The following is a 13,028-nucleotide window of genomic DNA, read 5'->3' as shown; positions in this document are numbered from 1 at the left end:
ATGTCGCCATGAGCAACGGTGTAACTCCGGATCGCAAGGCCATTCTCAAAGAGGCTTTGCATCGCATTCAAGAGCTGGAAGCCCGGCTCGCTGCCGCGGAACAGGCAAAGCGCGAGCCGCTGGCAGTGATCGGGCTGGGCTGCCGTTATCCCGGCGGGGTCAACAGCCCGCAAAGCTATTGGCAGCTTTTGCGCGATGGCGTGCATGCCGTCACCGAGATTCCGCCGGATCGGTTCGACATCAACGCCTACTATGATCCCGATCACACCACGCCGGGTAAAGTCACCACGCGCTGGGGCGGCTACATGTCGGACGTCGACAAGTTCGATCCGCACTTTTTCGGCATCTCGCCGCGCGAGGCAGTGCACATGGATCCCCAGCACCGCTTGCTGCTGCAAGTGGTGTGGGAGGCGCTGGAACATGCCGGCCAGGCGCCGGACAAGCTGCACGGCAGCAACACCGGCGTGTTTGTCGGCATCACCACCAACGAGTATTTGCAGCTTCACTACAAACTCATCGATCCGGCGCAGATCAACGCCTATCTCGTTTCCAACAATGTTTTGAATGTCGCCTCCGGCCGCATTGCCTTTCATCTCGGCTTGCACGGCCCCGCGGTTTCGGTGGATACCGCTTGTTCGTCGTCACTGGTGGCGACTTACCTCGCCTGCCAAAGCTTGCGCAGCGGCGACTGTGACATCGCAATCGTCGGCGGCGTGAATGTGATTTTGTCACCCGAAACGCTGATCTCGTTTTCGAAGTGGGGCATGATGTCGCCCTCGGGTCGCTGCCGCACCTTCGACGCGGCGGCCGACGGTTTCGTGCGTTCGGAAGGCTGCGGCGCCGTGGTTTTGAAACGCCTGTCCGATGCGCTCGCCCACAACGACAACATTCTCGCGGTTATTCGCGGCGTGGCGGCCAACCAGGACGGCCCGAGCAGCGGCATTTCGGTGCCGAACGGGCCGGCGCAAGAGGCGGTGATCCGCCGCGCGCTGGCGAATGCCGGCATCGCACCGGGCTTGGTCGGCTACGTGGAGACGCACGGCACCGGCACAACGCTCGGTGATCCCATCGAGGTCGAAGCGCTCGGCGCGGTTTACAGCGAGGGCCACACTCGCGACAATCCCCTGCGCCTGGGCGCGGCCAAAACCAATCTCGGCCACATGGAATCAGCCTCGGGCCTGGCGGGATTGATCAAAACGGTTTTGGTGCTGCAACACGAAGAGATTCCGCCGCATCTCCATTTGCAGCAACTCACCCGGCACATTCCGTGGGAGCATCTGCCCATCGTCGTGCCGACGCAGCGCACGCCCTGGCCGCGTTCCGCCTCCGGCCCGGCGCGCTTCGCCGGCGTCAGCGGCTTCGGTTTCAGCGGCACCAACGTGCACGTGATTCTCGCAGAAGCGCCGCCTGCCGGTCATCAGCCGTCAGTGAGCAGTGCGCAGTTGGCGGCTGGCGGAGAGGAGGCCAGGCACTCTGCGCGCAGCACGGATCACCGCGTCGTGATCACTGCTGCGGCAAGGCAGCGGCCGTTACATTTGCTCACGCTTTCAGCCAAAGACGGCAATGCGCTCAAGCAATTGGCGGAGCGCTATCAGCAGCATTTTGCCGCGCATGCGGATTTGTCCCTGCCGGATGTCTGCTACACGGCGGGCCTCGGCCGCGCACGCTTCGAGCAGCGTCTTGCCATCGTAGCCGGTTCCCTGGCGCAGGCGGGCAGCAAGCTGGCTGATTTTGTCGCGGGCCGCGAAGCGCCGGGCGTGATTCGCGGTGAAACCCAGTCCGGCAAGCGCAAGAAAATGGCGTTTCTCTACTGCGGCCAGGGCTACCAGCACGCGGGCATGGGTCGCCAGCTTTTCGAGACGCAACCGGTTTTCCGCCGTGCTTTGGAAACGTGTGAGGAATTGTTCCGGCCCTACATTCAGAAATCTCTGCTGGCCATTCTCTATCCCGAAACGCCGGAGGGCGCGGCGTTGATCGATCAAACGATCTACACGCAACCGGCGATGTTTTCCCTGCAATACGCGCTCACGCAGTTGTGGCTGTCGTGGGGCCTCGAGCCGGCCGTGGTGATGGGTCACAGCCTGGGCGAATTCATGGCGGCGCATTTGGCGGGAATGTACAGCCTGGAAGATGCGGTCAAGCTGGTGGCCACGCGCGGCTTGATCACCCAGGATTTGCCGGCGGTGGGCAAAATGGCCTCGGTGCAAACCAGCGCAGAACGCGTGCGCCAGGCGCTCGCGCCGCACGGCGACCAGGTCTGCATCGCCGCGATCAACGGGCCGGACAGCGTCGTGATCTCGGGCATCAAGGAGAATGTCGAAGAGGTGTTGCAGCATTTCGAGCGTGCCGGCGTCAATGTTCGCCGCCTCGCGATTTCGAATGCGTTTCATTCTCCGTTCATCGAGCCGGCGCTCGACCGATTCACCCGGGTGGCCGCGGAAGTCAAATTCTCACCCGGCCGCATGCGGGTGGTTTCCACGCTCACCGGCCGTGAGATTACGCAGGTGGTGGATGCCGACTACTGGCGCCGCCATCTGCGCGAGCCGGTGCAATTCCATCAAGCCATGCAGACGCTCTACAGCCTGGGCTGCGAGTACTTCGTCGAACTCGGACCCAATCCCACGCTGCTCGGCATGGCGCGCCGGTTCACGCCGGAAGACTTCGGGCATTGGTTTGCCTCGTTGCGCAAGGATCGCGAAGACTGGCAGCAGATGCTCGAAAGCGCCGGCGGACTGTTTGCCTGCGGCCTCGAGCTGGATTGGCAGGGCTTCGATCGCGACGATGCCCGCCGCCGCGTGGAATTGCCGACCTATCCCTTCCAAAACAAACGCTATTGGGTCGACCAAGGCGCGCGCCGCAACGGCAGGCACACGCAGCCGGTCTCGGACATTCATCCTTTGCTGCAGCGGCAAACGCGCTCCCCGTTGTTGAAGGAAATCGTTTTCGAGTCGCAACTGAGCACCGCGCACTATTCCTATTTCGCCGATCACCAAGTGCACGGCCTGGTGGTGCTGCCGCTCACCGGCTATCTTGAAATGGTGCTGGCGGGTGCCCAAGCCGCGTTTGCCGGCCAGAAGCACGCTCTCGAAGAAATCACGCTGCGCGAGCCCCTGGTGCTCACGGAGCAGGAAGCGCGCACCATTCAACTCATCTTCACGCCGGAAGCGCCGGGCACCGCTTCGTTTCAACTGATCAGCCTGCATCAAGCAGACAAAGCCGGCCACCAGGTTCACGTTACCGGCAGAGTGGTGGTCGGCAAGGAGCTTGAGCCGGCAGACTCGGCGATACTCGCCGAAGAGGCAATCCGCGCGCGCTGCACCGAAGCGCTCGCGATTGCGCCCTATTATCAACAACTGTGGGAACGCGGTCTGCAATTCGGGCCGCAATTCCGCGGCCTGCAACAGCTCTGGCGCCGCGACGGCGAATCCTTCGCGCAGGTGCAGGCGCCGGAAGAGGTGCAGCCGCAACTGTCCGCCTATCAATTTCACCCGGCGCTGCTCGATGCCTGTCTGCAGGCCTTTGTTGCCGGCTGGCCGGCGGCGGACGGACACAGCGATGAAACTTATTTGCCGCTGCGCGTCGAGAGCTATCGCTGCTACGGCCGCCCCACGGCCCAGGTGATGAGCCACATTCTCATGCGCGAGGGCGAACAAAAGAATCGCGAGACCTACACCGGCGACGTGACCATTTACGACGAGGCCGGCCGGCTCGTGGCCGAGTTGCGCGGCGTGCTGGTGAAGCGCACGAATGCAGAAGCGTTGCAGAGTTTGGCCGCGGACAACGTTACCGGCTGGCTTTATGAGATTGCCTGGCGGACCAAACCGCTCGCCACGCAGAACGCCGCGCATGCGCTGACCGGCCCCAACGGCTGGTTGCCGCAGGTGCATTCGCTGTTGCCGCAACTGCGCGCTACGCCCGAGCTGGCGGCTTACGAAGAATTGCTGCCGCAGCTCGATGCGCTGTGCCTGGCTTACGTCCAGCATGCGCTGCACCAGTTTGGCTGCCAGTGGCAGCCGCAGCAACGCTTCACCACCGCGGCGCTGGCGCAGCAAACGGGCGTGGTCGAGCGGCATCGCCGCTTGCTGCACCGCCTGCTCGAGATGCTGGCGGAGGAAGGTGTGTTGCAGTGGCAGCAGGACGAGTGGATCGTGCAACGGCCGCCGGTCTATGCCAATCCTGAGACGCAATTTAAGACGTTGCTGGCAACGTATCCGGCGAGCAACACCGAACTCGCGCTCACCGGCAAATGTGGCCAACAGCTTGCCCGAACGTTGCGCGGCGAGCAAGATCCGCTGCAATTGCTTTTCCCGGGCGGATCCGTCGCAGTGTTGGAGAAGCTCTATCAAGACTCGCCGATTACGCAGGCGATGAACCGGCTGGCGGCGCAGGCGGTGGCAGCGGCGCTCGCCGGCCTGCCGAATGATCGCAAACTGCGCGTGCTCGAAATCGGCGCGGGCACCGGCGGCACCACTGCGTTTGTTTTGCCCCTGCTGCCGGCCGATCGCACCGAGTATTTTTTCACCGACGTTTCGCCGTTGTTCTTGAACAAGGCGCAGGACAAGTTTCGCGCTTTTCCCTTCGTGCAATATCAAACGCTGGATATCGAAGCAGCGCCGCAGGCGCAGGGTTTCGCCGCGCATGCTTTCGATCTCATCATTGCCGCCAATGTGGTGCATGCCACCGCCGATTTGCGGCAGACGCTGCAACACGTGCGGCAGCTTCTGGCCGTGCAGGGCTTGCTGGTTTTGCTCGAAGGCACGGAACGCGAGCGCTGGGTCGATTTGACCTTCGGCTTGACCGAAGGCTGGTGGAAATTTCGCGACCGCGATTTGCGCAGTTCCTACGCCCTGCTGGACAAACCGAACTGGCTCAGCCTGCTGGCAGAGCTGCGTTTCAGCGACGCCCAGGTTGTGCCCGCCCCCGAAGAGAAAGCAGAGGTCGGTCGTGCGTTGGCGCAGCATGCACTGATTCTGGCGTGCGGCCCGCAGGTCGAAGCGCCGGCGGCGGCCGCAGCCGTTGTGGCGCCGCCCCGCAACTGGTTGATCCTGGCGGACCAAAACGGCGTGGGCGAACGCCTCGCCGCCGCGTTGGCGCGTGATCAGCATCAGTGCGTCCTCGCTTATGCCGGCTCCGCTGTTGAACAAGTTGGTGAGCAGCGGTGGCAACTCGCGCCCGGCCAGCCCGAGGATTATCTCCGGCTGTTGCAGGAGGCCTTCACGCAGAAGCAAAGGGCCTGCAATGGTGTGATCCATCTTTGGTCGTTGGACGCGGCTGAGATCGAAGGCTTGACGCTGGAGAGTTTGCAGCACGCCAAAACCGCGAGCGTGGCCAGCGTGTTGCATCTCGTGCAGGCGATGATCAAACAAACCGGTGGCGAAGCGCCGGCGCTGTGGCTGGTGACGCGCGGCGCGCAGGCCGTGGGCAACGCGCAGACCGCGGTCGCGTGCACGCAGGCGCCGGCATGGGGATTGGGCAAGGTGATTGCGCTCGAGCATCCTGAATTGCGCTGCAAGCGCATCGATCTTGATCCGGAAATTACTCGCCGTTCTGCCAGCGAAAGCGCAGCCGCGACTGAAGCGCCAAATGCAAACGAGATTGCCGATCTTCTGCAGGAGCTGTTTGCCGAAGATGGAGAAGATTTGATTGCCTGGCGCGGCCGCGTGCGCCATGCTGCGCGGCTGATACGCCACGTGCCCGGCAGTACGCCGGTGTTGGCAGCGCCGGCCGCACGGGAAATCGCACCGGCACTCGATCCCGCCATCACGGAAGAGGCGGTGCAATTGCAGCCGACGGTCCCGGGTGTGCTCGATGGCCTGGACTATCGCCGCGTCACGCGCCGGCCGCCTGGCCCCGGGGAGGTCGAGATTCGGGTGCGCGTCACGGGATTGAATTTCAGGGATGTGCTCAATGCACTCGGCATGTATCCCGGTGAAGCCGGCCCGCTCGGCGGCGAATGCGCCGGTGAAATCGTGGCCTTGGGCGAGGGCGTCAGAGGATTCCAGCCCGGCCAGGAAGTAATGGGCATTGCGGCCGGCAGCTTCGGCAACTATGTCACCACCGCCGCGGATTTGATCGTCGCCAAGCCGGAATCGCTCAGTCTCGCGGAGGCCTGCACCATTCCGAGCGCGTTCATGACCGCGTACTACACGCTCATTCATCTCGGCAAACTCTCGCGCGGCGAACGCGTGCTGATTCATTCGGCGGCGGGCGGGGTCGGCCTGGCCGCGGTGCAGCTTGCGCAACGCGCCGGCGCCATCATCTTCGCGACCGCCGGCAGCGGCGAAAAGCGCGAGCGCTTGCGCGAACTCGGCGTGCGTTACGTCATGGACTCACGCTCGCTCGACTTTGCCCACGAGATCATGCAGTTCACCGACGAAGAAGGCGTAGACGTGGTGCTCAATTCGCTCAGCGGCGAATTCATCCCCACCACCCTGTCGGTGTTGAAGGATGACGGCCGTTTCCTCGAGATCGGCAAGCGCGGCATTTGGAGCGCAGCGCAGGTTAATGACTTCAAACGCGTCGGTGCCTATCACGTCATCGATCTCGCGGCCGCGGCCGCCGAGAATCCCGGCTTGATCAAAGAAATGCTCGATCACGTGATGGTGGGTTTTCAAGACGGCCACCTGCGGCCGCTGCCGCTGCAAGTGTTCTCCAGCCGTGCAGTGGTGAAAGCGTTTCGCTTGATGCAAAGCGGCCGCCACTTTGGCAAGATCGTTGTAAGCCAGCAAGTGGCAGAGGGCGATGGGCAAGAGGCAAAGGGCAATGAGCAAGAGGCGATTGACGGGCTGGACCAAACCGCCGGCCGGCAGGAACCGCCAGCATCCAGCATCCAGCATCCAATATCTATCATCCAGCATCCAGCATCCAGCATCGAGCATCCAGTATCCAGCATCGAGCATCCAGTATCCAGCATCCAGATACATGCCGACGCCACGTATTTGATCACCGGCGGCTTGGCGGGCCTGGGACTGTTGACGGCGCAGTGGCTGGTCGAGCGCGGCGCGCGCCATCTGGTGTTGATAGGCCGCAGCGGCGCTGCGGAATTTGCCCGTGAGAAGATTGCGGAGATGGAGCAAGCCGGTGGCAGCCTCACGATCGTGCAGGGTGACGTCACGCGTGAGACCGATGTGCGGCAGGCGCTGGCGCTGATCCGGGAAAAGTTGCCGCCGTTGCGCGGCTTGATTCATTCCGTCGGCGTGCTCGATGACGGTGCGCTGCTGCAGCAGAATTGGCAGCGCTTCACCAGCGTGCTCGGCCCGAAAATCGACGGCGCCTGGCTGCTGCATCGGCACACTGCCGGAATGGGCCTCGACTTCTTCATCTTGTATTCCTCGATGTCTTCGGTGTTGGGCCAGCGCGGCCAGGGTAATCACGCCGCCGCCAACGCCTTTCTCGACGGTTTGGCGCAGCATCGCCGGCGGCGGGGACTCGCGGGCACCAGCATTCACTGGGGCGCGTGGTCGGAAATCGGCGCAGCGGCGGCACGGCATGTCGGCGAAAGAGTTTCGATCCAGGGCATCGGCGTCATCACGCCGCAAAAGGGTTTGGAGGTGCTGGAGCTCATCCTGGCGGAGCACGCCGTGGAAGTCGGCGTGCTGCCGGTGAATTGGAATGTGTTCGCGCGGCAATTCGCCGCGCTGCCGGCGTTCTATTCGGGATTGGTGAGTGCGCCGCCGCCCCCGCCCACGACGGCAGCCGCAGCCGTGCCACCACCGCCCGCAATCTTGCAGCGACTCGCAACGGCGCCGGCCGCAAAGCGCCGCGGCCTGCTGGCAGGATATGTGAAGGAGCAGGCCGCCAAAGTGCTGGGCCTGGAGGCCTCCCATCCCATTGACAAGGATCAGCCGCTGCAGAAACTCGGTTTGGATTCACTCATGGCGGTGGAGCTGCGCAATCTCATCGGTTCGGGTTTGGGATTGCAGCGCTCGTTGCCCGCCACGCTGTTGTTCGATTATCCCACCATCACGGCGGTGGCGGATTATCTCGCGAGCGAAGTGCTCAAGTTGGAAGCTGCACCCGAGTCGGAGAAAGGCAATGGCCGGCAGGAGGCGGCGCTGACCGAGTTGCAGCAAATGACCGACGCCGATGCCGAAGCGCTGTTGTTGAAAGAGCTCGAGGGCGCGTGAGGCAAGTGGCACCAGCCGGTTTTTCCAATTCCGGACCAATACCAATTCGAAGGATTCTCTCATGGCCAATGCTGCCGAACAATCCGACCAACTCTCCCCCATCAAGCGCGCACTCGTCGAGATTCGCGAGCTGAAAGCCAAACTCGCCGAAGCCGAGGCGGCCAGGAATGAGCCGATTGCCCTCATCGGCATGGGCCTGCGCTTTCCCGGCGGCGCGCATGATTCCGATTCCGCCTGGCGCATGTTGCGTGACGGCGTGGACGGCATTCGCGAAGTGCCGCCCGACCGCTGGAACATCGACTCGTTCTACGATCCCGATCCCGACAAGCCCGGCAAAATGTCGACGCGCTGGGGCGGCTTCCTCGATCACATCGATCACTTCGACGCGGATTTCTTCGGCATCTCGCCGCGCGAAGCCATGACCATGGATCCGCAGCAGCGGCTGCTGCTCACCGTGGCCTGGGAAGCGCTGGAGCATGCCGGTCAGGCGCCCGACCAGCTCATGGGCAGCCGCACCGGCGTGTTCATCGGCATCGCCGCCTTCGACTATCCGGCCATGCAGATGCAGTTCCTCGAGCACAACCAGATCGATGCCTACTATGCCAGCGGCTCTTCGCACAGCATCGCCTCGGGGCGGCTTTCTTATTTCTTTGGACTGCAAGGCCCGAGCATTTCGCTGGACACCGCCTGCTCCTCGTCGCTGGTGTGCGTGCACCTTGCCTGCAACAGCTTGCGCCAGCGCGAATGCAATCTCGCGCTGGCGGGCGGCGTGAATTTGATCATCGCGCCCGAGCTGCTGATCAATTTCTCCAAAGCGCACATGATGGCCGGCGACGGCCGCTGCAAAACTTTCGATGCCGCCGCTGACGGCTTCGTGCGCGGCGAAGGCGCGGCGCTGGTGGTGCTCAAACGGCTTTCCGATGCCCTCGCTGATCGCGACAATATTCTGGCGGTGATTCGCGGCTCGGCGGTGAATCAGGACGGCCGCAGCAGCGGCATCACCGCGCCCAACGGCCCGGCGCAGAAGGCGGTGATCCGCCAGGCGCTGCAAAACGCGGGCGTCACCGCCGCGGAGATCGGCTACGTTGAAACCCACGGCACCGGCACCTCGCTGGGCGATCCCATCGAGGCGCAGGCGCTCGGCGCGGTGATGGCGGAGGCGCGCAGCCTCGCTCAACCGGTGGCGATTGGCTCGATCAAGACCAACATCGGCCATCTCGAAACCGCTGCCGGCGTGGCGGGCTTGATCAAAGTCGTGCTCGCCATGCAGCACGGCCAGATTCCGCCGCATTTGAATCTGCGCACCATGAGTCCGCATATTCCGTGGCAGGAACTGCCGTTGACGGTTCCCACGCAGCTCACGCCGTGGCCCGCGCTTGCCGGCCGGCGGCTGGGCGCGGTGAGTTCGTTCGGCTTCAGCGGCACCAACGCGCATATCATCATCGAAGGTCGCGACCACGCCGCGCCCGGCAATGATCAACTCGAACGGTCGCGCCATTTGCTCAGCCTCTCGGCGCGCAGCGCCGCGAGCTTGCAGGAACTGGCCGGCCGCTATGCCAAACATCTGGCGGAGAATTCCACCCTGCCGGCCACCGAGGTCTGCTTCACCGCCAATGCCGGCCGCGCCCATTTCGATCACCGGCTGGCCCTCGTGGCAGAAGACACGGCGCAATTGCAGCAAAAGCTCTCTGCTTTTCTCGCAAAAAGGGAAACGCCGGGCTTGACGCTCGGCCGCTGTGATCTCACCAACCGGCCGGAAGTGGTTTTTCTCTTCACCGGCCAGGGCGGGCAATATGCCAACATGGGCCGCCGGCTTTTTGAGACGCAACCGGTCTTTCGCGCCGCGCTCGAACGCTGCGAGGCAATCCTGCGTGCGCATCTCGACCGGCCGCTGTTGTCCGTGCTTTATCCCCAGCCCGGCAATGAAGCGCTGCTCGACCAGACGAATTACACCCAGCCGGCAACCTTTGCCTTGCAGTACGCGCTGGCTGAGTTGTGGCGTTCCTGGGGAATTGCGCCGGGTCTGATCATGGGGCACAGCGTCGGCGAAATTGTGGCCGCCACCGTGGCCGGCATGATCAGTCTCGAAGACGGCTTGATGATCGTGAGCGAGCGCGGCCGCCTGATGCACAGCCTGCCGCACAACGGCCTGATGGCTTCGATTCTCGCGGACGAAAAGCGCGTGGCCGACACGTTGGCGGCATACAGTGACCGTGTCGCGATCGCCGCGATCAACGGGCCGGAGAGTACGGTGATCTCCGGCGAGCGCCAGGCGGTGCAGGAGATTCTGCGCCAGCTCGAAGCGCAGGGCATCAAAACCAAGCCGCTGCTGGTTTCCAATTCCTTTCATTCGCCGCTGGTGGAACCGGTGTTGGACGAGTTCGAAGCCTCGTGCCGCCGCGCCACCTACCGGCCACCCGCCACGGCGCTGTTTTCCAGCATGCGACTGGAGTTCGTCGGCGAAAACAATTTGCTCGATGCGGCCTATTGGCGTCACAACCTGCGTTACACCGTGCGCTATGCTGACGCCATGCAGGCGCTCTACCGCCAGGGCTATCGCATTTTCGTGGAGCTGGGGCCGGCGCCGATTCTGGTAGTGATGGGACAAAAGTGTTATCCGGAGGGCGAAGGCGTGTGGCTGCCTTCGTTGCGCAATGGCCGCGACGATTGGGAGCAAATGCTCGACAGCCTTGCCAGCTTGTACGTCAATGGCGTCGAGGTCGATTGGGCGGGTTTCGATCAGCCTTATCGCCGGCGGCGGGTGGCGCTGCCTGCTTATCCGATGTCGCCCAAGAGTTACTGGCTCGAAGAGTTAAAAGTCTGGCAGCAGGGCTTCACGCCGAAGACGGCGAGCCGCTGGGACGAAGTGGAGGAGGCCGGCCGCCATCAAGCGCGGCAGGTGCCGGTGGATTTGGGATTGCACACGTATCCCGCGAAATGGGAATGTCTCGACCGTTTGACCAGCGCGTATGTCATCGCGGCGTTGCAGAATTTGGGCATTTTCGCAAAAACCGGCGTTGCCGTCACGGTGGCGGAGTGCCTGACGCAATCTCAGGTTCTGCCGACGTATCGCAATTTGCTGCAGCGCTGGTTCGAGAAACTTACTGCCGAAGGCGTGCTCGCACGCGCCGGCGAAGACTTCGTGCGCACCCAATCCTGGCCGGCCCTGACCGCCGAGGCCATTCTGGCGCAGGACGGTTCTCTCTTTGCGGATATCCCGGCTTTGCTGGAATACCTGCAACGCTGCGGCCGCATGCTGGCGCCCATTCTCACCGGCAAGGAAAGCCCGCTGGAAACGCTTTTCCCCGGCGGCACCAACACGACTTCGGATTTCATGTATCACGAATGGGCGTTGTCGCGCTACTACACCGGCATTGCCCGCAGCCTGGCGGAAGCCATGGTGCGCACCCTGCCCTCGACGCGGCCGCTGCGCGTGCTCGAAATCGGCGCGGGCACCGGCGGCACCACCGCGGCGATTCTGCCGGTGCTGCCGGCGGAGCGCACGCTTTACTATTTCACCGACATGTCGGAGTATTTTTTCACACAGGCTGCTGAGCGCTTTCGCGCTTATCCGTTTTTGCGCTACGGCATTCTCAACATCGAAAACCCGCCGCAGGAGCAGGGCTTCGGAGCGCATGATTTCGACGTGGTGGTGGCGGCAAACGTGTTGCATGCGACCAAAAACTTGCATGCCACGATCGAGAATGCCAAGTCGTTGCTCAAGCCCGGCGGCCTGTTGCTTCTCTACGAGACCACGCATCATCCCCACTGGTTCGACATTTCGATTGGGTTGATCGAGGGCTGGCAATTGTTCGAAGACGATCTCCGCAGCGACAATCCGCTGCTCTCGACTGACAAGTGGCAAGCGCTGCTGCGCGAGCACGGCTGCGAAAAGGTCGCGGCTTTCCCCGAGGCCGGCTCAGCCGCGGAAATTCTGAACCAGCACGTCTTTCTCGCCCAGATGCCGCTGGCCGGCGACGGCGTTCAGACTCATGCTGCCGCGGATCAAGCAAGCTCGCACGCTGCCCATCTGCCCGCGGCAGGCGAAGCGGCGGCAGCAGAGGCCGGCCTGGCGCTGGTGCAGCAGATGCAAAGCCTGCCGGAGGCCGAGCGCTTCGAGCAGTTGATCGAATATGTGCGCCGGCACGTGGTGAAAGTGTTGCGCCGTGATCCCGATCAAACACTGGGGCGGCGCCAGCGCTTGATGGACGTCGGCATCGATTCGCTGATGGCGGTCGAGCTGCGCAACTTGCTGGCGCGCGGCCTGGGCATGGCCAATTCTCTGCCCGCAACCTTGATCTTCGATTATCCCAACATCGAGGCGATTGCTCGGCTGCTGGAGAAGATGGTGTTTGCCTCCGGCGCATCGCCGGCCCCGGAGGCCGCCGCTCCCGCCACTGAGGGCAACGGCAAGACTGTGACGGCTTCGGAAATCGAAGGCCTGTCCGATGAAGAAGTGGCGGCGATGCTGGAGCGCAAGCTGGAAGTGATGTGAAGATTGTTTGTAGTGACTGTTTGTAGTAATGCCTTTAGGCATCGAGCGTTGGGTGGGAAAACAAGCGGCTCGTAGTGATGCCTTCAGGCATCGAGCGTTGGGTGGGAAAACAAGCGGCTCGTAGTGATGCCTTCAGGCATCGAGCGTTGGGTGGGAAAACAAGCGGCTCGTAGTGATGCCTTCAGGCATCGAGCGTTGGGTGGGAAAACAAGCGGCTCGTAGTGATGCCTTCAGGCATCGAGCGTTGGGTGGGAAAACAAGCGGCTCGTAGTGATGCCTTCAGGCATCGAGCGTTGGGTGGGAAAACAAGCGGCTCGTAGTGATGCCTTCAGGCATCGAGCGTTGGGTGGGAAAACAAGCGGCTCGTAGTGATGCCTTCAGGCATCGAGCGTTGGGTGGGAAAACAA

2 protein-coding genes and 1 pseudogene are annotated in these 13,028 nt (G+C 63.0%); all 3 read left to right on the top strand.

The annotated features are described in order from the left end of the window. Positions 1-8 precede the first annotated feature (8 nt). Positions 9-6,659: pseudogene (locus L6R21_09640) on the top strand (polyketide synthase dehydratase domain-containing protein). Positions 6,660-6,938: 279 nt separating this feature from the next. Next, the gene (locus L6R21_09635) at positions 6,939-8,126 is read left to right on the top strand and encodes a beta-ketoacyl reductase (protein MCK6559448.1); all 1,188 of its coding nucleotides are present in this window, start codon (positions 6,939-6,941) and stop codon (positions 8,124-8,126) included. 61 nt (positions 8,127-8,187) lie between these two features. After that, entirely contained in the window at positions 8,188-12,621 is a 4,434-nt protein-coding gene (locus L6R21_09630) for an acyltransferase domain-containing protein (GenBank protein MCK6559447.1), read from the top strand. Positions 12,622-13,028: the final 407 nt, after the last annotated feature.

Source organism: bacterium (assembly GCA_023150945.1).
Lineage (GTDB): Bacteria > Zhuqueibacterota > Zhuqueibacteria > Zhuqueibacterales > Zhuqueibacteraceae > Coneutiohabitans.
The sequence above is the reverse complement of the archived record's forward strand: the minus strand, read 5'-3'. Positions and strand labels throughout refer to the sequence as shown.

Bases quoted from the DNA above. Each gene is read 5' to 3' on its own strand.
- L6R21_09630 (MCK6559447.1), top strand. From the start codon at position 8,188: ATGGCCAATGCTGCCGAACAATCCGACCAACTCTCCCCCATCAAGCGC.